The following is a 24,368-nucleotide window of genomic DNA, read 5'->3' on the forward strand; positions in this document are numbered from 1 at the left end:
GGCCTCAATGCTCGACGTACTATGAGTACGCCTCCGCTTGAGGCCTTGCCGCGCCTTGCATCTGGAGCTTTTTGAACGGCCTCGGGCGGTAGTTTAGCAACATGTTTATTGTGTTTTTCAACACTCTCCTAGCTGCCCGTTACATTAGGGCAACGGTATCCACAGGCTTTTGCGTTCCATATTTGTCTGCGAATTCTTAATCAACTTTGATAGTTTTGCTCTTCTTCACAATCCTGGCCGTCTTTTAATATTCCCCTCTTTTTCAGGTCCTCGGCAACATAGCCCAAATCCAATTCCAGTAATCTTTCTTTAGTGGGAATACCGTCATAATTCCATCCTTTGAATTTGTAATAGGTGGATAAGAGTTTTTCTTCAAGCTCGGGAAATCTATGCCTCCAATGGTCTTCCGGCGGCTTCTCATCAGCCCTGCTCATGCCCCTCCTGTTGTTAAAGGCTCTGTGTAAATTCCGGCTCCTGTTGACTATTTTCTTTAGTCCGGCTTCATCTATATCCATCCCGGTGGCCGAGGAAATAAATTTGGGGTAATTGTGTATATGATAAGCCGGCTTGTAGCAAAAGGAGCCCATACCGGCGCACAGCCCCAGGGCGTCGTCAATATTGTGCACCATCTCCATCCAATCCACAATTTCACTGGAGATTTCCGGGGTCGGGTAATATGGATTTGAGCTTTCTCCCCTGGGTTCCCAGTCCAGGAAATATTGCTTGAACTTTTCATCGGGAAGCTGGGGCCAGTCCTTTACCCACTCTTCCCTTTTCTCCCTGGAGGGATAAGCCGCCTGGGGCCAATTTCCTTCAATTTGGGTAATGCTTACCTTCTCGTTGGTGGAAAACATGAGGTAATAAAGGGGATCCAGCATTCCCAGCTTGATATTCATCTGCTCATGCTTCTTAATGGTATTATGCTCAAAGGCCTCCGCGCCCTTGCCAATCCTCCGGGCCGCCCAATAAGTGCCGTCGGCCAGAATATCTCCGATTCCTTCCCGCCGGGCAACCTTGTCCAGCAGCCAGAAAAATCTCCCCTCTTTATCGGACGGGCACCCTGCAAAATCCGCGTCGGTCAAAATGCCGGCTTCATAGAGCTCAACAGCGAAGGCCAAAATTTGCGGGGTTGAGAATGAGTCCAATCCATACTCAAAAGCGCGCTGGCAGATTCTAAAAGAAAAACCCAGGTCATCCACATAAGCCGCCAGTGTATAAGTGAGTTTCGAGAAACATTTCATCATATACCTTGGAACATCCTGGTAGGCAATTAACGCTCCGCATTGCTGCGGGCAGTTAAAGCAGCTTATGAAGCGCTTTATGGCACTGGTCTGGGTTTTCGTCCAGCTCTTTTCTATTTCCCCGGTCCAGAAGTCTTTTCTCCGGGCCCGGGCATTTCCCCAGGCGAAACCCGTGGTATGCCACGATTCATCAGCGTGTTTCATGGCCTGGGGCGACCCGACACCGGAATGCAAAACGGTCATTACCCCCTGAAGGGGATTGGCGTTGCGGTGTTTTACAAATTCCTTCAAATCATTCACATGCCGCATAAATTCAGCCCCCCGGGCAAGGTAGATGTCCTTTGTGCCCCGGACGGCTATGGCCTTTACCCCCTTGTCTCCCATAACGGCGCCGCTGCCCAGCCTGCTGGCGCTGGACCTGGACTGCTCCACGGAAGCCGTGAAAACCCGGTTTTCACCTGCCAGGCCGATGGCGGCCACCTGGGCCCGGGGCTCCTTCAGCTCAGCCCTTATAAGGTCCTGGGTTTCAAGGGCGCCTTTGCCCTTCAAATGAGAGGCGTCGCGTATTTCCACCCTGTCGTTGTGTATCCATATGTAAACCAGTTTTGGGGACTTGTTGCGGATGATCACCTTGTCATAACCGGCGTACTTCAGTTCCGCCGACCAGAAGCCACCCATCATTGGATAGGCCAGTAAATCCGTCTGGGGAGAGATTGTGGTAACCAGGGTGCGGTTGGCGCTGAAAGCCGGTGTGCCGCATAAAAGACCGCTGCTGAAGATCAGCAGGTTTTCAGGATCAAAGGCTTTGGTTTCAGGGGGAACCCTGTCCCACATAAGCTTGACGTCGGTGCCAAGACCTCCCAGATGAAGTTCCATTAATTTCGGATCGGTTTCCACCTTTTCAATGTTTCCTGTGGCCAGATCAATTTCCAGGTTATATCCTGTCTCCGCGTATCTCATTTTTACACCCCTCTATGCGTCTTATCAGGCCCTCCGGATAACTCCGCCGCCACTGCTTTTAAGCTGCGCGGGTGCTCATGAGGGACCGGTTTCCGTTATGCGGGAGGCTCCCCCGGCATTCTTACGGTTTTTTAAAACGCCTGTATTATGCAACCAGCAATTTTCATGCTAATTATCCTGCCGGCTAAAGAAATTCATTTGGGATTACCGGCGTGGATTGCCGGCCAATACTCCGCCGGCATATTCCTTCCCGGGGTGCGTGCTTTATAGTGTAAGAAAGACATACATTGTATGTTAATAGGACATGTTTAATTTAATCGGGGCCGAAAACCGGACAGTCCCGGCCGGACCTGGCGGCAAGTATTTCTCCTTTGAAAGCGGAAGGGGGATTATGGCATAATGGTGGTAACCAGCGAAATGAACCGCAAGGGAGGAGCCGATAATGCTAGAGTACCTCAATGACCTGCAGGAACGCTTTTTCACCTGGTGTGACAATGCCGTGCAAGACCATATTGACAGCCGGGGAACCAGGCTCAAACAGTGGCGGCCCCGCAAGAATCCGGACGGCAGTTATGAACTGGTCTTTAAACTGGCCGGCCGCGATGAAACCGCGGCCAGTTTTTCCGTGCCCGTACCGGAGGAGTTTCACCAGCTTCTTGAGCGCGAGTACTTCATCAATCACCCGCCCGACGAGGAAGAGGAGAGCTAGGGTTTGGATATGCCGGGCTTTGATGATAAAGATATCTATTATAAGGGTTGACGATCCGCAATTATGCTGAACCGCCGAATGCCCGGAGGAACCCGGCTGACCGACGCCAAAGGCCCCCGCAGTTAAACCTGCGGGGGCCTCTTCTTACCTGTACAGACCGCCGTGGCGGCGCATCTAAGGACATACCGTCCGGATTTCTCCCGCCCTCGGTCGGCCCTATTTGAAGCATCCCAAGGAACAGTTCATAATCCTTACTCCAAGAATGTCGGCGGCCCTGCCCACCACCGGCACGGGGACGCTCAACTGTTTGGCTAAAGCCCAGGCCTGCGGGCAGTTCAGCCTGCCTTCAGCGGAAATATTCTTAACGGCCTGGAGCACTTCCGCCGAGGGCTCTTCAAAGATATACTCCTTATCCTTTTTCATCTTTCAACCTCCTTGCGTAAATCTTCGGGTTCTCTCCCGGTTAAGCAGACCGGTCAAACAGTTAACGCTTTATTTCGTATCTCTCTCATACCCGGGTCGTTTTTTAATTTATCCAGGTATCTTAATCTTGGAATAATTTCTTTATGTATATCACATGCAACAGATTTTCCCGATGTGGCACCGGTCATCAACAATTTATCATGGGGGCATCCGCCCTGGCAGGTGGCTTTAGCTTCACACTCCCTGCATTCATCCGGCAGATCCGGTCTTGCAACATCATAATGAAACATGTCGCATTGTATTTTACTCAAAGGATCCGGGTCAAATATCGTCCCTGTTTTAAATGAGTGCTCTCTAATACACGGGCCAATGGTTCCATCGGGAAATATCGCGGCAATTCTTTTCCCGCAAGGATATGGAGAATATTCAAGCTCCCACAGGGGAATTAACATATCCAGCAAGAAGGTGGTATGTACATCATAACCCCTGATAATATAATTTTCCAGCAAATCGCATAATTCATGATATTTTTTTAAAATTATTTTTTTGTATTCCGGATCCAATTCTCTGTATATATTCTTCTGGTATCTTAATCGATAACCATTTTCCAATCCGAATCTTGTTATATCAAGAACTCTCTCCAAATTATAATCATCCAAAGTGGCAACTATTGTTTGACCGATAACATTTGACCTTTCAGCAATTACCTTCATTCTTCTGGATAATTCTTCAATACTTATATCTGTAACATTTGTTGTGATCCATTGGATATCTTCAAGATCATCCCAATTCACGGAATCCACCAAATCACCGTTTGTATTAAGAGCTCCCTGCATGCCGTCGGTATTTTTATAGACGGAATCCATTATTTTCTTAATTCTATCGGTTCTCAGCAACGGTTCCCCGCCAAGAAAACCAATGGAGTTAACTTTAACGTTATTAACTTTCCAGACTTCCGGAATCCACTCCAGTAATCTTGAAAATGTATTTTCATCCATTTCCATTTTATTATCACCGGCTTGATTAAAGGCGTAACAATAGTCGCACCTTCTTGTGCACCTGTATGATAGAAATAAAATGAACCAAAAGAAAGGAAGCTTTTCCCAATCGTCTCCGCCCTTCAATCTTCCATCTTCAATGGAATACATTCTTTTTAATTGTCCGGCATGTTCCGTCGGTCTTCTCACAGTTTTATCACCCCGTCTTCCTTTCACTTCATATCAAATAATTCCACAGCGTATGCAGAAATTTTTTCTCCGGCCCTGAGCAAACCTTTGCCGGGAGGTATATCCACGAACAGGTTGCAGTCCGCCAGTGTTTTCAGAACACCCTGCCCGTTAAGAATTGTCGCCCTGGCGATTCCTTCCTCTATGGAAAGCCTGGCCGCTTTCATCCTTCTGGCCTCGGTTTTCCTGTAATCGTGGGATAGAATGACCTCTATCTTGCGGGGCAGGATATTTTTATAACCCATCATTTTTTTCAGAACAGGCTTAACCAAAAACTCAAAAGCCGCAAATGCGGCTCCCGGGTGACCGGATAGGCCCAGGATTAATTTGCCGTCTTTTTTCCCCGCCACAAAAGACTTGCCGGGCCTTACGGATATTCCTGAAAACAGGCTCTCAACCCCGGCCAGGGCCAGGGCGGCTTCAACCAGGTCATAATCCCCGGATGATACTCCCCCGGTGGTAATGACCAAATCCGCTCTTTCCAGGGCGGTTTGCACAAGAGCGGCTATTTTTGCCGCGTCATCCGGCACAATACCCAGCGGGACAGGTTCCACCCCGCTCATCCTGAGAAGGGCTGTCAGGAAGTACTGATTGCTATTATAAATCCGGCCGGCGCCAAGTGTTTGGCCAAGCCCTGCCAGTTCACTGCCTGTACTGATAATAGCGGCTTTAACTGCTGAATAAACAGGCAGGTCCTTAAAACCGGCCGCGGCCAGCAGCCCAAGCAGGGACGGGGTAACAGGCGAACCCCTGGAAACAACGGTTTCGCCGGCTGTTAATTCCTGGCCGGCCTTACCTATGCCGGTTCCCGCCGGAACCCGGCGATAAACCAGCACCTCCGCCCCCTCCCGCCGGACCTCTTCATACTTGACCACCGCGTCGGCTCCCGCGGGAAGGGGCGCCCCTGTCATCACTTTAACCGCCGTCCGGGTGGAGACTTGAAAATGGGGGTTACTCCCGGCCGCCACTTCTTCCAGCACCCGGAGCCTGACCGGGGCGTTTTCCCCGGCCTTTTCGGTATCCCGGCCCTGAAGGGCATACCCGTCAACTAAAGAACGATTAAACCCCGGTATATCTTCCTGAACCGTCAGGTCTTCCCTGATCGCGCGCCCCAAAGCCTCCAGCAAAGGCAACCGCTCCCCCGGGCGGATGAATACGTGCCGCAGCAGGAGAGCACGGGCTTGCTCCAGAGATAAGTTCCTTCTCCAGCCATTGGCAGGGATGGCGTAATAATCCTTGGGGATATTGATATTTATAAAAGGCTTTTCCGGACCGCCCGGTGTTTTTAGTAATTCTTCCTCCACATTGTTAATCCCGACCATGGGATAAGCTCCCGACACCTGGCCCCCCATTTTATTCCAGGACCCCTTTCCCGGTTCAGTTTGCGCCAATGACGTTAATACCGGCCTGTTCATGTCTCTCACTCCTTAGGGCCAATCAGTTTTACCGTTCTTCGATAAATAAAAGGCTTCCATGCAAGATGCGCATGAAAGCCCATGCCGCGGCTATCTTTGGCATCTCCTTTCCTGAACAGGAAGCAGTCGCAATTCTCCAAATGCCCTGCCGGTTCAATGCCCCGGGATAAAATCATGATTTCCCGTAATTTTTGCCCGGGAGATTACACCTCAAGGATTGCTCTGTTCTTTGCTTTTTCTGACTATAGTTCTTTCACTTTCAGTGACCGGAGGCGGAACAGGCTCACCGGAGAGCTTCGTTACCGCGCCAAAGCGGGTTGGGCAAGCGTCAAAGCAAGTTCCGCATTTTATGCATTTCTCCTGGTCAATTACATGGATCTGATTTTTGGCGCTTATTATCGCCTCCGCGGGACATCGCCTGGCGCAAATCATACAGGCCTGGCATTTGCCCGGATCAATATAGTAGGAGACCACTTCACTAAATAATCTTTCTATCTCGTCAATGGTGAAAAGCTCGTCATATTCTGCCGGGTTCTCAATACGTGACGCCAGCTTCTCCTGTTTCACCACCTTGATGTAGGGAACCAGCTTTGTAATTTCAGCAAGCTTGGAATTTAAATCTTCTTTGTCTATTCCCTCACCTTTGCCAAGCGGTCCCAACTCCTTCACCTTCTTGACAAAATCATTAACAACCTCGGCAAAAAGGTTTCCTTCACTGCCGGACATGAATTCGATCCTTAACCTTTCGGGGTTCAGCCCTGTGTATTCCATTATTTTTCTGCATAGCAGCACCATGTTCAGCGCATGGTAATTTCCATGGGTAATATAATTGCATTCATTTAAACGGCAGCCGCCAATAAATACCCCGTCTATTCCATTTGAGAAGGCCCTGAGTACATATGCCAGGTCGACTCTGCCGGAACACATGACGCGAATAAGCCTCATTTCAGTTGTATATTGCAGTCTGGACACGCCAGCCAGGTCAGCAGCCCCGTACACTCACCAATGGCATACAAAACCTAATATTCTTGGTTTAAATTTAAGTCCCGTACTCATTCGTTCCCACCTCCTTTGTTAGTGCCCCCGGCTTCTTGCACACATCTCAAACCGCCGCATCAATTTGCCTAAGGATCTCTTCCTCTGGAACCACAGCGTCAATTTCGCTCAAAAGCTCTTTATCGGTAAAGTGCTTTAGTGAAATGGCCCCTGTTGGACACTTTGCGTTACAGAGACCGTCCCCTTTACAGAGCACGGGATTAACTACAGCCTTTTTGCCCTGTCGTGTCTCACTAAACTCAATGGCGCCATAGGTACAGACCGAAACACAGGCCCCGCACCCCATACATTTCCTTTCATCCACCCGGCAGACAGAGCCGGAGGCGACCACCGTATCCCGGGAGAGAAGCGTTAAGACCCGGCCCGCGGCTCCATAGGCCTGATTAATCGTTTCTGCCATAAGCTTGGGATAGTGAGCCATTCCACAAAGATAAACCCCGTCCGTACCAAACTCAACAGGCCTTAATTTAACATGGGCTTCTTTGAAGAAGCCGTCCGGGCTCAAGGTCACCTTGAATAACTCGGCCACTTCCCTGGTTGCCGCGGAGGGAATAACAGCGGCAGCCAAAGCAATTCTATCGGCATCTATTTCAAGCTTATTACCTAAAACAGGGTCGGTCACGGTAACCTTTAGTACCGGCTGCCCCTCATCCGACTCGCCGGCTTCCACCTGAGGTTTGTCATCCGGCTCATAGCGGATGAATCTAACCTCCTTGCCTGCCGCTTCCCGGTAATAATCCTCTTTAAACCCATAGGTTCTCATATCCCGGAAGAGAATGTAGATATCCATCCGGGGATTGATCTCCTTTAGTTTCAGGGCGTTTTTTATTGACTCGCTGCAACATATCCTGCTGCAGTAATTTCTGTCTTCATTTCTGCAGCCCACGCATTGGATCATAACCAGACTCCCGGAGTTGACAAGCCCTTCGTCTCCTCTGGCGATTTGCTCCTCCAGCTCCAGGTGGGTCATTACCCTGTCATCTTCTCCATACAGGTATTCGGCGGGTGTATACACATCGGCGCCTATGGCAATGACTGCCGCGCCGTGTTTTATTTCTGTGAGCCCTCTTTCGGACTTTACCCTGGTTGTAAAATTACCAATATAACCTGTGGCCTCCATGATGGTGGCGCCGGTATGCACATGTACCAGGGGATGCTGATATACCTTTCTTTTAAGATCACGCAAATAGTCCTGAACATCCAGACCTTCCAGGGTATAATGCAGTTTTCGGGCCATTCCGCCAAGGTCCGTATCCTTTTCCACCAGGTGAACCTCGTGTCTCTGGTTGGCTATGGAGAGAGCGCAATTCATTCCGGCTATGCCCCCGCCAACCACCAGCGCCGTTTTGTTTACCGGCAGATCAAATTCCTGCAGCGGCTCCAGATGGCAAGCCCGGGCCACGGACATCCGGATTATATCCTTTGCCTTCTGTGTGGCTTCTTCCTTTTCTTTAGCGTGGACCCAGGAGTTATGCTCCCTGATATTAGCCATCTCGAAGTAATATTGATTAATTCCCGCCTCCCGAAGGGTGTCCCGGAATAACGGTTCAAGGGTCCTGGGGGAGCAGGCGGCCACAACCACCCGGTTGAGTCCTTTTTCCTTTGTCATGTCCGTAATTTCTTTGGCAGAATTAGTAGCGCAGGAGAATAGCTGTTCCTGGGCGTAGACAACATTGGGCAGGGTCAGGGCATATTCAACCGTGGAAGGAACATTTACTATCCTTCCTATATTAGCCCCGCAATGACACACAAAGACTCCTATCCTCGGTTCTTCACCGGAGACATCCCTTTCCGGCGGATAGATCCTTTCCCTGGCAAGATTTCCCCTCCGGAAGGAAAGGAGTTCTCCGCATTGGGAGCCTGCTCCGCTGGCGCTAAAAACCGACTCGGGTATATCCGTGGGACCCTGGAAAGCTCCGCTTACAAAGATTCCGGGCCTGCTGGTCTCCATGGGATTGACGGTATTGACCTTGCAAAAATGGTGCGGCCCCAGTTCGATGCCGAATTTCTCCGCCATGCCCTGCACACCGGCGGGAGGGTTCAATCCCACGGATAATACCACCATATCGAATTCTTCCTCTTTGACTCCATCCCCGGTGGTGGAATATCGTACCGTGACATTCTTGGTTTCCGGGTTCTCTTTTACTATTGATGTGTAGCTTCTGATAAACCGAACCCCTGGAAGTTTCTCCGTCCTTTCGTAAAATCGCTCAAAATCCTTACCATAGGAACGAATATCGTTATGGAATATGGTACACTGGGCTAAAGCGTCATGATCCTTTGTCAAAATCACCTGTTTTTGGGCATAGGTGCAGCATACGGCCGAACAATAGCTGTTGCCTCCCGGAATCACCTGCCTGGAACCCACGCATTGAATCCAGGCAACTTTATGGGGATGCTTCCTGTCTGAAGCGCGCAGTATCTCACCCTGGTATGGACCGGTGGAGCATAACAGCCGTTCATAGTCCATACTGGTTACCACATTCTCAAACTCTCCGTAGCGATATTCCTCCCGCAATCCGGGATCATACGGCTCAAGACCGGGAGACAGAATTATCGCCCCTACCTTCACTTCCAGCTTCTCCGGCGTTTGATTTAAATTTATGGCGTTATTCTTGCATACTCCTTCGCAAATACGGCATTTCTTCTCTTTAAGGTAAAGACAGCTTTCATCAATATACGCCACCAGAGGAATTGCCTGGGGAAAGTAGATGTGGACGGCTTTATTCAGGGATATTTCCTGGTTATATTGATCAGGGTATTTCACCGGGCAGTATTCCACACAGACGGTACAACCGGTGCATTTGCTCTCGTCAATATATTTGGGCTTTTTATTCAGCCTTACCCTGAAGTTTCCCGCTTCCCCCTCCACACTGTCAACCTCAGTATAGGTAAGGACTTCTATATTTTGATGCCGGCCGACCTCGACCAGCTTTGGCGAGAGTATTCACATGGAGCAGTCATTGGTGGGAAAGGTCTTGTCCAGTTGGGCCATATGCCCCCCGATGCTGGGCGCCTTTTCCACCAGGTAAACCTTAAAACCGGCGGTGGCAAGATCAAGGGAGGCCTGAATACCGCTGATTCCTCCCCCCACAACCATTACGTCTCCAAAATTACTGTCTCCACGACTTTTACAAAGTTGTTGAATTTTTTCTTTCAGCAAAAGTTCTTTTTCCACTTTCTATCACCTCACCAGCAATTGAAGATATTCCTCCAACTCCAAAGACAAGTTCCTCCATTTGGGGACATTCCTCCAGCCCCAAAGACAGGCTCCCAATAGAGGTGTGTCCCCTTTCCTTGTTTGTGTGTCCCCTTTCCTTGTTTGGTGTGTCCCCTTTCATTTTTACTCCTTATGTTGAACAGCCAAGCCGTTCCGGATGGGTAAACACTGCCAGATGGTCGCAGCGGGCCTGGCCAACCAGGGCAATGCCCATGTCGCCGGCAAGCAAAATGGCGTTCCTGGTGGGCGCGTGCCGCGAAACAACAATCGGGGTTTGCATCTTTTCCGCCTTGAGCAGCATCTCGGACGATATGCGGCCGGTGATCAGCAGCAGTCGATCCCTGGTTGCTATTCCCCTCAGCAGACATTCGCCCTGGAGCTTGTTCAAGGTGTTATGCCGTCCGATATCCTCCGCTAGTATCAGCAGTTTCCCGGTATCGGACAGAGCCGAGGTATGCACACCCCCACTAAGCCGGTACAGCTCCATTTGCTCTAAAAATCGCTTCATCAATGACAGCACTTCTTCCGGTGTGGCAACAAGCTCGGAATCAACCCTCTTTCCCCGGGTTTTGAAAACTGAACTGCCGCTGCATCCAAGTTTCCGCAGCGCCGGCAATTTATATCCGGGGTTTTTCAGCCTCACATCGGCCAGCGCTTCCTCCTCACTCACCCGCATGCTGGCCACATCGCCGATGCCCGAGATGATTCCCTCCGCGTAAAGATATCCGATGACCAGGTAATTCAGCTTGGCTGCAGTGCACAGGATGGTGACCAGTGCTTTCTGATTCACATAAATTGTGAACTCCATTTCGCTAGGCACGTAAACCGGGGTACTGACCCATTCCCCGTTCGAAAAGCGATGGCAGGCTACTTCCGCTGCCACGTCTTTCATATCCGAAACGCCAATCGCTTCCAGCATGCTTAGCTTCTCTGTAATCTAAATCACCTCCTGGAGGACCTCCGTGATATCCTTAACCTGTATGACGTCATCATAATTCATGACCACCCTGCTATCCTCAAAATTGGTGATGCAATAGGGGCAGGCTGTAACCAGCTCTTCAGCCCCACCCCCGACAGCTTCTTCCAATCTGAGGTTGGCGAATCTTTCGGACTTTGGCGTTTCAGCCCAAATCCTGCCTCCTCCCATTCCGCAGCAAAGACTGTCTTCCCGGGACTCAGCCAGCTCCACCAGTTCCAAACCGGGTATCTTCTTTAATACCTCCCGGGGCTCGTCATATATGCCGTTATGCCGGCCCAGGTAACATGGGTCGTGATAGGTAATTTTCTTCCCGTACTCCTTGCTGATCCGGAGCCTTCCCTCATTAATCAGCTGGAATAAATACTGGGAGATATGAACCACTTCAAAGTTAACCATGAATTCAGGGTATTCGTTCTTGAAGGTATGGTAGCAATGCGGGGAAGAAACAAGTATTTTCTTTACCCCGTTATTGATAAAGGCTTTGATGTTTTCCCTGGCCAATTGTTTGAATAATTCCTCATTGCCTGTCTTGCGGATGCTTTCTCCACAGCAATTCTCCTGGGTGCCCAGTATCCCGAAATCCACTCCCGCCTTATTGAGGATATTGGCTGTGGCGGCGGCCACCTTCTTTAATCTTGGGTCATAGCTTAAATAGCAGCCGGGAAAATACAAAACTTCCATCCCTTCTTCGAAGGTTTTTACAGAGAGTCCCTTTGCCCACTCCGCCCTCTTTGCCCGTTCCTCACCAAAGGGGTTGCCGTCTCCGGCAAGACCCGCGCTGGCGGTGCGGACAGGCTTGACAGCGGCGGGAAAAACACCGTATCCCGTGGCCATCCTGCGCAGGGCTATCATGTTTTGGATCTGCTTAACGTCCCTGGGACATCTCTGAGCGCATTTTCCGCAGGTGGTGCAGCGCCAGATCTCTTCATTTTCTATCTCCGTCAAGCCGAATGTAGCCTGCCGGATCAGTTTGCGCATACTGAAAGTTCTGACTTTATTCCAGGGACAAACAGTATCGCATTTTCCGCATTGATAGCAGAATTTGACCGCGTCTCCACCGCTCTCTTTTATTTCTTCTATTACCTCTTTGATTGGGGCTTCAGTCTCCACGATTTCCCCTCTTCCTTCACATAAATTGGGGACATTCCTGTCCACAAAAGCATTGCCCGGGCTTCAGCAGGTGTGTCCCCTGACCTATGTCGGGACATTCCTGTCCACAAAGCGTCGCCCAAGCTTCAGCAGGTGTGTCCCCTGACCTATGTCGGGACATTCCTGTCCACAAAAGCATTGCCCAGGCTTCAGCAGGTGTGTCCCCTGACCTATGTTGGGACATTCCTGTCCACAAAAGCATTGCCCGGACTTTAGCGGGTGTGTCCCCTTTCCTTATTCCCCCTTCTGTGACATTCGGGCAAAGGTATCCACCAGCTTGTCAAATCCATATTTATCCACCAGCGATTTCAATCCGACCTCCAAAACGTCCAGATTTTCCTCTTCTTCGACTTCCTCTTCCCTTTCCTCGAAAATCAGCACATCGTTCAAGCACACTTGAACGCAGAGCGGCTTTTCCTGAGGCGGATCGTCTTCACACATATCGCACCTTAACGGGAGACCGGAATCGGGCTCTATGAATCTGTCCCTGGCCGGGCAGGCAGCCCTGCAAAAGCCGCACTCTTCGTATTCCTTGCCGTCAATCACATAGGTTTCTCTGCCCATGCATTCGGCCGGGGTGTACTCTCCAGCGAATACCGGAAGCCATATGTCCTTTAGCCGGTGCGTAATAACCTGGATGCGGGATCTTGCCGGATTAACGCTGCTGTATTTCGGTGTGGCGTGAAAGGCGGAGCAGATTACCTCGCATGCCCGGCAGCCGTTGCACTTATCCGCATCAACTTTGATGGTCTTGATCTTCTTCTTAATTTTGGCCATCTTTCAATATCCCTCTCCTTTCCAGGTCTTCGACCACATAATCCAGATCTAATTCCAGCAATCTTTCCTTGGTGGGAATGCCGTCATTATTCCATCCCTTGTATTTGTAATACGTGGTTAAGAGCTTTTCTTCGATCTCGGGAAATCTACGCCTCCAATGGTCTTCCGGCGGCTTCTCATCGGCTCTTCTCATGCCCAGCCTGTTATTAAAGGCCCTGTGCAAATTCCGGCTCCTATTGACTATTTTCTTTAATTTACCTTCATCCAGGTCCATCCCGGTGGCTGCCGAGATTAATTTAGGGTAATTGTGTATATGATAGGGCGGCTTCAGGCAAAAGGAGCCCATGCCGGCGCACAGCCCCAGGGCGTCATCAATGTTGTGCACCATCTCCATCCAGTCCACAATTTCACTGGAGATATCAGGAGTGGGGTAATATGGATTTGAGTTTTCTCCCCGGGGTTCCCAGTCCAGGAAATATTGCTTAAACTTTTCATCAGGAAGCTGGGGCCAGTCCTTTACAAAAGCCTCCCTGTCCTCTCTGGAGGGAAAGGCCGCCTGGGGCCAGTTTCCTTCAATTTGGGTAATGCTTATCTTCTCGTTGGTGGAAAACATAAGGTAATAAAGGGGGTCCAGCATTCCCAGCTTGATATTCATCTGCTCATGTTTTTTGATGGTATTGTGATCAAAGGCCTCCGCGCCCTTGCCAATCCTTCGGGCCGCCCAATAAGTGCCGTCGGCCAGAATATCTCCTATTCCTTCCCGCCGGACCATTCTGTCCAGCAGCCAGAAAAATCTCCCTTCCTTATCGGGCGGACATCCTTCAAAGTCCTGGTCGGTCAAAATGCCGGCTTCCAGGAGCTCGACAGCAAAGGCCAAAATTTGCGGGGTTGAGAATGAGTCCACACCATACTCAAAAGCGGTATTGGCTATTCTAAAGGCAAAATCCAGGTTGTCCACGTAAGCCCCCATTGCATAGGTGAGTTTCGAGAAGCATTTCATCATGTATCTTGGAACATCCTGATAGGAAATTAATCCCCCGCATTGCTGGGGACAGTTAAAGCAGCTTATGAACCGCTTTACAGCGCTTAATTGCGTACTGGTCCAGCTCTTTTCTATTTCCTTGGTCCAAAAGTCTTTTCTCCGGACCCGGGCATTTCCCCAGGCAAAGCTTTCAGTGTGCCACCTCTCATCAACGTGTTTCATCTCCTGGGGCGACCCGATCCCGGACAAAATGGTCATTACCCCCGGAAGTGGATTTGAATTCCGGAAATTTATATAATCCGTCACATCATTCATATGCTCCATAAACTCAGCCCCCCGGGCAAGGTAGACATCCTTTGTCCCCCGGACGGCTATGGCCTTTATCCCCTTGTCTCCCATAACCGCGCCTCCCCCGAGCCTGCTGGCGCTGGACCTGGACTGCTCGATGGAAGCCGTGAAGACCCGGTTTTCACCGGCCAGGCCGATGGCGGCCACCTGGGCCCTGGGCTCTTTCAACTCGCTTCTGATAATTTCCTGGGTTTCAAGAGCGCCTTTACCCTTTAAATGAGAGGCGTCCCGTATTTCCACCTTGTCGTTGTGTATCCATATATAAACCGGCTTTGGGGATTTGTTGCGAATAACCACTTTGTCATAACCGGCGTATTTCAATTCCGCCGCCCAGAATCCCCCCATCATCGGATATGCCAGCAGCCCCGTCTGGGGAGAAATGAAGGTAATGACGGTGCGATTGGCGCTGAAAGCCGGTGTGCCGCAGAAAAGACCGCTGCTGAATATCAGTAGATTCTCAGGATCAAAGGCCTTGGTTTCAGGGGGAACCCTGTCCCAGTGGATTTTGACGCTGGTGCCAAGGCCCCCCAAATAAAACTCCGTTAATTTCGGATCGGTTTCTACCTTCTCAATATTTCCTGTGGCCAGATCAATTTCCAGGTTGTAACCTGTCTCCGCGTATCTCATTTTCCAACCCCCTTGAGTCTTATTAGCCGCTTTTGGGCATCTCCGCGGCCATGGTCTTTAAGCTTGGCCGCCCGTAGTATTTCCTCCGGTACATGTGAGCAAAAACAGCCCCTCACTTTCGCGCCGGTTATTTCTTTTCACTGTTTGGCCTAATCATACCGGCCGTCAGCACATCTTTTGATTTTATCCATACTTATGTCCCCCTTTAACAATTGTCCGCCGCAAATCAACCCGACAATTGCCTTTCCCTGTGGTTTAACGCCGCGTGTTATAAATTTAAATAAATTGTAAAGTAGTGATAGCTTAAATAAAATCGCTTAAAAGCATGGAAGCTAGGTTAAACGGGGGGTGAAAGGAGGATTAACCTTTTCAGGTTACTTATTTCTGTATTCATTCAGCCTACCGGCCCTGGCCGGATTAATGTGTCAAAGCCGACGGCCATGGGCCGGCTGCGGAATCAGCAAATACATAACCGGACAAAGAAAAAAGAGTGCCTGGGTTATTAAGCCCGACACTCTTTGGGGGGTTATTTATATTGTAAACAGCTCCCTTTCAGTAACAGAAAGAATTTCACACCCATTTTCCTTAATTAAAACCATATCTTCCAACTTTACCGCGCCATATTCCGGGTGAGTCAAATGAATTTCAATGGTTACCACAAAATTACTTCTCAGGACAAAGTCCGATTTTTCAAATAATACAGGTGGCTCATTGGCATCCAAACCTATTCCATGACCAATAAAGTTACCCTTCCGCGGCGCCAGTCCCAGAAAATAATCTTCGACGCCTAACCGGCGGGCACAGGATTTAGCCATACCAAATATCTCACTACATTTCATTCCGTCTTTCAAGGAAGCTATCACATTATCTGAAATATCCCTCAGGGACTTAAATAAATCTTTTACCTCCGGGCCGGCTTTGCCCAAAGCGTATGTGCGCGTTTCATCGCAATGATAACCCTGGTGGCAAGTAGGGATATCAATTATGATTAAATCGCCATTGTTTATTCTTCTTAAAGACGGTCCCGCTGGTACCGCCGGACTAAGACCCGTACCGGTAATGGTGTTGGAAAAACCACTTACCTTGAAGAGATTTCCGCCGGAAGAAAGCGGGCCGCGGCTTATATAAAAATCAAAATTTCTCATGGACAATATTCCTTCGTGACCGGCTTTTCTATGGGCATACTCCACCTCCGCCGCCAGTTCCAGCTCTGTCATGCCCTCGGCAAGCACTTCCAGAACCCTTTGGTGGCCGGCATTCATTATATTGCAGGCTGTTCTGATTAAGTCGATTTCCTCCTGATCCTTTTTCATTCTCTGGAGCATTATTTCTTCTGAAATATTAACCGGTTTGAAATCGGAAAATATACCCATTATCTTTAAAAACAGTTCCGCGGGAATAACATCCAGTTCCAATCCCAAGCGTCCCTTATTAATGCCCAAATCCTTTAATTTTAAGAAAACCTCCTTAAAATTGCCGCCCCGGAGAATTTTGCCTGTATCTATCCATGTTTCGTTCAGCACAAAATCCAATGCCCTTCTTACAAGCAGAAAATAATCCTTTGGAGTTACCACTAAAATACAGGGCTGCGCCGTTCCGGTGTAATAAAATATATCCCTGGAAAGAATGAGCACGGCGGCTTTTATTTCCAGCTCCAAAAGTCTTTCCTGAAAAATTTTTAACCTTGTCTTTTTATCGTTGCCTTTCATTTCCATAAACCACCTCCCTCATGTGCCGCAAGGTTTCCATCATTTCAGCCGTTTTGTTGTTTCTCCGGTCTCGCCGGCCGGTAAGCCACCGTTATGCTGTGCAGGCATTCACAGTCAAATTTTTTGCAGTCGCCAAAATAATTTTTAATTTTTTTAAATCCCAGTTCACAAAGCATGATATTAAGCTCCTGTCTGAGTACCGGCTTTATGGGAATTTCATATTTTCCGCCGGCGGTTTTTTCCATCCGCCCGGCAATAAGATTAAAAACCAGTTTAGATCCGCCGGAATCCGGGCTGACGTCAAGGCCGGCGGTTACGGTCAGTCCCTCCCCCGTCAATTCCGGCAGGGGAAACCATTTAACCTCTTCTTCCAGTATAAAGTCGTAATTCAAGGTATGTATCAAAACTATTCCCCCGGGCCGCAGCAAAGTATAAAATTGCGCCAGCGTTCCCAACATATCATCCGTATTTAAAAGGTAGGAAATGGAATTACCCATGCAGGTTATCAGGTCGCATTTTTTTAAATTAAAGCCGGATACGTCACGCATATCTCCCAGTAAAAAAGCCGGGCTCCGCCCCCCCGCCGATTTCCGCCGGGCACTTTCAAGCATGCGCCGCTCTGTGCCCAGGGCGGTAACATCAACCCCCAGGCCGGTCAGCGCCAAGGCAACTTCTCCGTTCCCACAGGCAGCATCCAGGGCGGTTTTGATATTATTTTTTTCCACTAAATGTTTGATTAAAGTTAGCTGACTGTCAGTCAGGCCCCAAACAGGGGGATTTATATGGCTTGTTTTTTCAACCCCATGGCCCGGCCCCCTTTTAAAAAAGGTTGTCCAGTTCGTCATTTCCTCCCGGAAGGAGGCCGTACCGCTAAAGAAACTGTTGAATGAACAGGCTCTTTCTCCTGGTATGCATTGGTTCTTCCCCATGAATAAAGTATTTAGCATCGCTCCCACTCTCCAATTTTTCAGGCAGTGACCGGCGCAATGCTGTGGTTCCCGCACCATTGCGGCTATTTTTATGTTCATCTAAAAAAACTGGTAAGCGCCCTCCTTCTCAGGTATAACCGGGAGATGGGAAGAGCGATGTTGAATGTTTTATTTTTAAGTAGATTGTAAAGGAGAGAAAGGGTGGATAAAATCGCTTAAAAGCATGGAAGCTAGGTTAACGCCGGGTGAAAGGAGGATTAATCTTTTCATGTTTTTTTCGCTCACACTTGTGCCCGGTGCCGTCCCGCGAGTGACTCCCGTACCGGGCGCACATGAGCAATAAAAAACCATGCCGTATACCGGGCATGGTTTTTGTTTTTGAGGGCTATGGCTCATTTATTCCGGGATTAACGTATGGCGCCGATTAGCCGCCAATAGGGCACGCTTACCAGCAAAGTAATGACAACCGCCACAATATATGACAGGCCGGCTATGGTCACATGCCGGGAAGCCCACCCCTTCCCCTGCATGATTCCTTCCGCCATCAATACAAAGGGTTGCTGGTAACCCAACAGGAAAAAATTGATGCCGATTATATAAGCCATGGATGATACCAGCGGGTGAATGCCGAATTGATTGAATATAGGGATAAGCACCGTAACAGTCAGGGCGATGGTTGAAAATCCCCAGGGAACATCTATGAAGCGAATTAACATAATCCCAAAGGTGGCAACCAGCAGAAAAACTAGCGGGTTGGCCGCCAATGAGAGCAGACCCGGCTGCAATATCGGCCCAATCCAGTCGGAAACCCCGGCAGTGACAAAAATTGTGGAAAGACCTATGGTTATGCCAAAGAACATGATCACATCCCAGTTAACGCCGCTGCTTATCTCGGGCAATTTAATTATTTTAAACATGATTAGCAGGAATAAGGCTGTTAGGGCCGTGGCGGCTGTGGGAATGTGATGCAGCCTTTCGGTGGTGAATAACAGCAAGGAGCCCAAAAGCACGCTTACAGTGATTATCTCTTCCCGGGTTATCGCTCCCAGGGCGGCGTATTGTTCTTTGAAAGTATCCCTGGGAATACCTATTGCTTCCTTTGGTTTCATAATAAAATAAATTAGAATAATAAAGATAACCGTAATTATAAACCAGGGCAAGCCAAGTATTTTGAACCAGGCGTCGAAAGTGGCCATGGGCTTTAGTTCCGGAGGCAAAAAACCCAGCATTATCGGTCCCGTCAGGGAGCCGGTAAGCCAGCCGGTGCCGGGGAAAAGACACATGGCCCAGGCTATAATTGTAATAAAGGCGGAGCCTTTGGAACTGTAATCCAGTTTACATGCCTCAACCACGCTTATGGCAATTGGCATGACAATGGCTATGCGCACGGTAATGGAAGGAGTCAGGGCGGAGAGGGCAATTCCGATAATAAACCAGCTTACGGCCATGGACAGCCAACTGGGCTCAAAACTTTTTAACACCAGGTAAGCGATCCGTTTTCCCAAACCGGTTTTTTGCAGCACAAAACCAAAATAGAGGGCGGGGATTAATACCCACACCGCCGAACTGACAAAGCCCGAAGCAACAACATTATATTTGAGGCCAAAAATAAGACCGCCGGCAAGCAATACCGTGCCGCCCGCCATAAAGGGCAGGCCGCCGGGCCGGAAAATCCATAGACCCAAAGCAACGATTACCGTGGCCAAAATAAAATGACCCTGGGGAACCAGCCCGGCAAATGATTTGAATATTCCAATAATTAAACCGATTAAAAGAAAAACAATAACTCCCAGCACTTTTGTATCTTTTAACATTGGATCCCTCCTCTTAATGGACGTGGCTGCACCAGTCCTGTAAGTACTGATAATTTTTTATAAGCGTTATTTATACGCCGGTGTTTTACACCGCTAACCTGTTATCTCAATTCTTGCCGGATGCTGTTAGCGGCGCAAAACAAGTCATATATGCGCAGTAATACAGCAGATGGCGGTTTAACTGTTTACTGCCCGCCTGAAATAAGAGAGGCCCGCAGTTTGTAGCGCTGAATTTTACCGGTGGCCGTACGGGGTAATTCCCCAACAAAATAAATCTTCCGGGGACACTTGTAATGAGCCGCTTTCTCCCTGACATATTTCTTCAACTCATCCTCCAGAGTTTCCGGTGATTCGCAGTCCCCCTTGATAACCACAAAAGCCACCGGTTTATCCAGGCCGGATTCGTTTCCTTCCGCAACCACGGCCACTTCATCAACTGCCGTGTGCTCCAACAGAATTCCTTCCACCTCCAGGGGAGAAAGCCATAACCCGCCCGGCTTGAGCATGTCGTCGGAACGCCCCACATACCAGTAATAGCCATCTTGATCCAGATAATATTGATCACCCGTGTTGAACCATTCCCCGTGAATGCTTTGTTTTGTTTTGTCATGCTTATTCCAGTAACAGGCGGCAATTCCGTCATTTTTCAGCCATAAGGTTCCTATTTCCCCCGGGGGCACCTCAACTTCATCCGGATCAAGCAATTTTCCCTCGAAGCCGGACAGCAATTTACCGCAACTGCCTGGCTTTATCTGTCGCCCCGGGCAGTTGGAAGCGTAAATCATTCCCACATCCGTTGAACCGACCCCATCCATGATCTCTAAATTAAATATCTTTTTCCATCTCTCATAAATTACCCCGGGTAAAGCTTCACCGGCGGAGACACATAACCTTACGGAAGAAAGATCAAATTTCCGGCCGCTTTTTTCAAGGTAGTTAAGCATTGCCCAATACGAACTGGGCACACTGTAGAATAGTGTCGGGCGATATTTTTCAATTACCTGAAAAACGTTTTCCGGCTCCGGCTTCCCCGGATAGAGTACAACCGCAGATCCGCAAAGAAACGGCGCGTCCAGGGAATTGTTGCGGCCATACGAAAAAAAGAGCCTGGAAGTGGAAAAGGATATGTCTTCCCGGGTGATTGACACTACCTCCCTGCAGTGCGGGGGCATAAAGTGTACAAGATCATGGTGCAAATGCACAACTCCTTTTGGGGTTCCCGTGGTTCCCGAACTATACAGCCAAAAGGCCATATCATCTTTGGAGGTTGGCGCCGCATCCAGGCGGGGTGAGGCTGCGTTTATCAATTCATCAAAACTGAACTGTCCGGGTTGAGGCCTCCCGATTACAATAAAATGCCGTAAATATTTTAATTCCTTTTGAACCCGGGTAAATTGCGGGGTTAACTCCGGGCTGGTTACCAGTACTTTGGCCCGGCTGTCATTTAAGTAGTATAGATAATCCCGGGGTGAAGCCATGGTGCTTACCGGTACCGGCACCGCGCCAATCTTCATTGCTCCAAAATAGATGGCTAAAAATTCCGGACAATCCGGTAAGCAAAAAAGAACCCTGTTTTCCTGCTCCACACCAAGGTTTAACAGCGCGTTTCCAAACCTGTTTGCCATATCCGCCAGTTCGGCATAGGTAACAACCTTATCCTCGTAATAGACCGCCACATTATTACCGCGTCCTTCTTTCAAATGCCGGTCCAAAAGAAAAACAGCCAGATTAAATTCCTCAGGAATATTAACCAAATCCATTTTCAGATCTCCTTTTATCCGGATTTATATAATTTAATAGTCCTTTCCCGGGCAATCCATCCCCTGCCGGGACGTCAAATACCCATAACTCCACCTCCCCAACGGTATTGCACAGCAATCCTTCTCACTGCATAGAATTGGGCAGCCAAGCATCTTTCCCGGTTCTGAAATTTCTGTTTATTCAGATATTTGCAATTATGCAATTTGTATTCCCGTACATCTTTTACGCTTAAAAAGTTCTAAAAGTATTTTCCCATTTGGAATTACAGTTCTTTTTGATAAGAAGCACCCTGCCGTTACTATTGAAAGGATAATAAACAAAAGGCAATCGTGCATGAAAGTCACACACTGTAAAATTATACGACACATATTAATACCCGGAGGTCTAATTGCCCTTTTAGATGCAATATTATTACTTAGCAGCTTTAACTGTCTTTTCATAAATCATTATTTGCCAGGCCTTTTTGCCTTCTAAGTCTTGTTTATTTGTTCGCCATACAGAACTTGCGTTCCCCATTATTGTTAACATAAATATTAAATGCTGATATGAATAATTTATATTGAAATATAGTTGGTTATTTAAATAGTGAGGATATAACCTCTATTTTTTCGACAAGTCTTGTGAAAACCATTTATCCGCCGGACTTTTGCCGCCTGGGTAACATTCTGTGTTTTTTAAAAATTAAACACTGGTTTATAGTCTTTTTTGCCTTTTTGGGGTTTTCATATTATCGTTGTTAAATGTATAATAATTGAAAATAAAAATTTATTTCCCATGTCTAAAATTTCACAATTTTACATGACATATTCCCTTCAATAACATCGCATATCCTTTTCTAAATAAAGTCCATTTTTACCAGTTAAAAGTTGATTTGATAAAATTTTAAAGTTATGACTTCAGTTTCTTTCTTGCAAAAGTCAAGCTATTAACATGATATCGAAAAATTTCAATATTAAACATTTATTCATCATTCACACTTGTTTAACCATGGGGGGTGAATACGAAATGAGAGTAAAGGAAATAATGGTACACACCAATGTTAGTGTCAATCCTCAAAATAAAATAAGCGATGCGATACAATTATTGCGCCAGACAAAGCTTTACGGGATTCCCGTGGTAAATTCACAAAACGTACTGATTGGCATGTTTACAAGATCAAATTTGTTCGATTGCTTATTGAACGGCATAGGTGCTGATGATCAAATCTCCGGTCATTATATTAAAGACGTTATTTATTTTGTGGAGGATATGAATTTTAATAATCTGTCGGAACTTAATCAATGGTTAAGAAACGCCCGCATAGGTCAAACTCCGGTGGTTAACCCTGCCGGTGAACCGGTCGGAGTTATTACCCAGGCATTTATAGTTAATTTTTTGCTTGATCACATAGAAAATATTTATAACAAAGAATGCAGCACCACGGAGCAAACCATTGAACACGGCAACGACCTTTATAAAATAAATGGCACCAGATATACCATTAAATCAATTATCAATAAAAGCCGTTTCATTGAAGAAATTAAAAGATTAGCCCTGCTGGCGGCAAACAATTCTTCAACCGTATTAATTATCGGGGAATGCGGAACAGGAAAAGAACTGTACGCCCAGGCTATTCATAACGCCAGCGACCGCTGGACAAAACCATTTGTTAACATTAACTGTGCGGCAATACCGGCGGAATTGGCCGAATCGGAATTGTTTGGTTATGAAGCCGGCTCCTTTACCGGGGCAAGCAAGCACGGTAAACCAGGCAAATTTGAATTGGCGGATAAAAGCACCATTTTTTTGGATGAGATTGGGGACATGCCTTTATTTTTGCAGGGAAAATTACTGCGGGCCATACAGGAGAAAGAGGTTGTGCGGGTGGGAGGGCTTCAGCCCAAAAAGATTGACGTAAGAATAATAGCAGCTACCAATAAGGATCTTTTAAAGCTTTCCTATGAAGGTAAATTCAGACTGGATCTGTATTACAGGCTAAAGGTTTTATCCCTAAATATTCCCCCATTGCGAAACCATCCTGAAGATATTCCCCTATTAGTGGATTACTTTATAAAAAAATACAGCACCCAGATAAAAAAACAAATTAGCGGCATAACAAACGAAACATTAATGTTGCTGGAAGGCCATAATTGGCCTGGTAACACCAGGGAACTGGAAAACACAATACAAAGGGCCGTAATATTTTGCAAAGGGGACTATATTAAACTGGAGGACCTGGGCATGGAACATGATAATGAAAGCCCGTGTAAAATATATTCCCTTTCCGGCATTGAAAAGGAAGCCATATTTAAAGCCCTGGAAATTACCAAGGGGAACAAGCAAAGGGCTGCCAAATTATTAGGTATTAGCCGTTCAACCCTTTACAAAAAACTAATGGATTAGTCCATTAGACGGGGTCAGGCCCTTAACTTATTAACTTATTCTCCGTTTCCCTTATATATGAATGCTGCCACAGGGAAAACACCAATCTAATCGTCTATCTCAATTAATGAATACCTCTGCTCCCATGTCGATTTTGCCTAAGAATCTCTGCCGGCAGCAACCTTCCAAACCTCACTCCACACTTTATAATTTTAAATTCCTCTGTCTAACGACAGCAGGAATTTACACCATCAATGCATACCATAAGTTAAAGTTGTCCAGCAAAAAGACGGGGACCGAGGCCCCCGTCTTTTTGTCCGGGCTACTATAACAATCACGTTGGCAACGATTATTTATTTTTCTGCAATTGCATTTATGTGCCTAATCATCCCAGCTATAAGTATATGTGCTGCCATTGTATTTTACATAATAACCGGATTTGTCATTATCCACAGCTTTTCCTTTAATATCCGCGCCTTCGTAATCCGTACCATCAACTTCAGTGTTAATCTTTGATTTCACAGCATTCAAAAAGGTCTTTATATTGGTTTCGCTGATGTCTGTCAAATTATCATAATCATCTGCTGCATCGAAGTCCAGGGTGACATTGTATGCCAGCTCATCCTCGTCCCCATCCAGGCTCACTGTTACATCTATACCGTCATCACCGAAATAATCATAC

18 protein-coding genes are annotated in these 24,368 nt (G+C 47.8%); 2 read left to right on the forward strand and 16 right to left on the reverse strand.

Going from position 1 to position 24,368, the window contains the following annotated elements; genetic code table 11:
* Positions 1–200: 200 nt before the first annotated feature.
* Complete coding sequence (locus DCCM_RS13195) at positions 201–2,201, reverse strand: aldehyde ferredoxin oxidoreductase N-terminal domain-containing protein (protein ID WP_104372856.1); 2,001 nt, start codon at positions 2,199–2,201, stop codon at positions 201–203.
* A gap of 442 nt (positions 2,202–2,643) precedes the next feature.
* Here DCCM_RS13195 and DCCM_RS13200 point away from each other — a divergent pair, with 442 nt between their 5' ends.
* Positions 2,644–2,910, forward strand: coding sequence for a hypothetical protein (locus DCCM_RS13200; RefSeq protein ID WP_104372857.1), 267 nt, complete (start codon positions 2,644–2,646; stop codon positions 2,908–2,910).
* A gap of 216 nt (positions 2,911–3,126) precedes the next feature.
* Here the strand turns inward: DCCM_RS13200 and DCCM_RS13205 are convergent, their stop codons facing one another.
* From DCCM_RS13205 to DCCM_RS13270, 14 genes are all read right to left on the reverse strand, one after another.
* A complete protein-coding gene (locus DCCM_RS13205) occupies positions 3,127–3,333 on the reverse strand; it encodes a hypothetical protein (RefSeq protein WP_104372858.1) in 207 nt (68 codons plus the stop codon).
* 53 nt (positions 3,334–3,386) lie between these two features.
* Positions 3,387–4,520 carry a radical SAM/SPASM domain-containing protein gene (locus DCCM_RS13210; protein ID WP_104372859.1) on the reverse strand — a complete coding sequence of 378 codons (1,134 nt, stop codon included), beginning with the start codon at positions 4,518–4,520 and terminating at the stop codon, positions 3,387–3,389.
* A 23-nt stretch (positions 4,521–4,543) separates the two neighbouring features.
* The gene (locus DCCM_RS13215; RefSeq protein ID WP_104372860.1) at positions 4,544–5,974 is read right to left on the reverse strand and encodes a molybdopterin molybdotransferase MoeA; all 1,431 of its coding nucleotides are present in this window, start codon (positions 5,972–5,974) and stop codon (positions 4,544–4,546) included.
* Between the two features lie 210 nt (positions 5,975–6,184).
* Positions 6,185–7,030 (reverse strand): hydrogenase iron-sulfur subunit, encoded by an 846-nt coding sequence (locus DCCM_RS13220; RefSeq protein ID WP_104372861.1) that lies wholly within the window; start codon positions 7,028–7,030, stop codon positions 6,185–6,187.
* Positions 7,031–7,076: 46 nt separating this feature from the next.
* Entirely contained in the window at positions 7,077–10,193 is a 3,117-nt protein-coding gene (locus DCCM_RS13225) for an FAD-dependent oxidoreductase (protein WP_269433754.1), read from the reverse strand.
* Positions 10,162–10,371 carry a hypothetical protein gene (locus DCCM_RS18720; RefSeq protein WP_165792156.1) on the reverse strand — a complete coding sequence of 70 codons (210 nt, stop codon included), beginning with the start codon at positions 10,369–10,371 and terminating at the stop codon, positions 10,162–10,164. Before DCCM_RS18720 ends, DCCM_RS13225 begins: the two co-directional genes overlap by 32 nt.
* Before the next feature lie 9 nt (positions 10,372–10,380).
* A complete protein-coding gene (fdhD, locus tag DCCM_RS13235; protein WP_231702772.1) occupies positions 10,381–11,169 on the reverse strand; it encodes a formate dehydrogenase accessory sulfurtransferase FdhD in 789 nt (262 codons plus the stop codon).
* An 18-nt stretch (positions 11,170–11,187) separates the two neighbouring features.
* Positions 11,188–12,339 (reverse strand): (Fe-S)-binding protein, encoded by a 1,152-nt coding sequence (locus DCCM_RS13240; protein WP_104372864.1) that lies wholly within the window; start codon positions 12,337–12,339, stop codon positions 11,188–11,190.
* A gap of 273 nt (positions 12,340–12,612) precedes the next feature.
* Complete coding sequence (locus tag DCCM_RS13245; RefSeq protein ID WP_104372865.1) at positions 12,613–13,155, reverse strand: 4Fe-4S dicluster domain-containing protein; 543 nt, start codon at positions 13,153–13,155, stop codon at positions 12,613–12,615.
* Entirely contained in the window at positions 13,142–15,112 is a 1,971-nt protein-coding gene (locus tag DCCM_RS13250) for an aldehyde ferredoxin oxidoreductase N-terminal domain-containing protein (RefSeq protein ID WP_104372866.1), read from the reverse strand. The genes DCCM_RS13245 and DCCM_RS13250 overlap by 14 nt, the downstream gene beginning before the upstream one ends.
* A 530-nt stretch (positions 15,113–15,642) precedes the next feature.
* Positions 15,643–16,827, reverse strand: coding sequence for a M24 family metallopeptidase (locus DCCM_RS13255; RefSeq protein ID WP_104372867.1), 1,185 nt, complete (start codon positions 16,825–16,827; stop codon positions 15,643–15,645).
* 38 nt (positions 16,828–16,865) lie between these two features.
* Positions 16,866–17,849, reverse strand: coding sequence for a class I SAM-dependent methyltransferase (locus DCCM_RS13260; RefSeq protein WP_104372868.1), 984 nt, complete (start codon positions 17,847–17,849; stop codon positions 16,866–16,868).
* Positions 17,850–18,157: 308 nt separating this feature from the next.
* Positions 18,158–19,564: an SLC13 family permease gene (locus DCCM_RS13265; RefSeq protein ID WP_104372869.1), complete on the reverse strand. Its 1,407-nt coding sequence runs from the start codon at positions 19,562–19,564 to the stop codon at positions 18,158–18,160.
* A gap of 185 nt (positions 19,565–19,749) precedes the next feature.
* A complete protein-coding gene (locus DCCM_RS13270) occupies positions 19,750–21,324 on the reverse strand; it encodes a benzoate-CoA ligase family protein (RefSeq protein WP_104372870.1) in 1,575 nt (524 codons plus the stop codon).
* A 1,006-nt stretch (positions 21,325–22,330) separates the two neighbouring features.
* Here DCCM_RS13270 and DCCM_RS13275 point away from each other — a divergent pair.
* Positions 22,331–23,707, forward strand: coding sequence for a sigma-54-dependent Fis family transcriptional regulator (locus DCCM_RS13275; RefSeq protein WP_165792157.1), 1,377 nt, complete (start codon positions 22,331–22,333; stop codon positions 23,705–23,707).
* A gap of 360 nt (positions 23,708–24,067) precedes the next feature.
* On the opposite strand, the gene DCCM_RS18725 is transcribed toward DCCM_RS13275, so the two are convergent.
* A partial coding sequence (locus DCCM_RS18725; RefSeq protein WP_165792158.1) for a hypothetical protein occupies positions 24,068–24,368 on the reverse strand: 301 nt, incomplete at its 5' end.

The organism is Desulfocucumis palustris (assembly GCF_002933875.1).
GTDB classification, from domain to species: domain Bacteria; phylum Bacillota; class Desulfotomaculia; order Desulfotomaculales; family Desulfocucumaceae; genus Desulfocucumis; species Desulfocucumis palustris.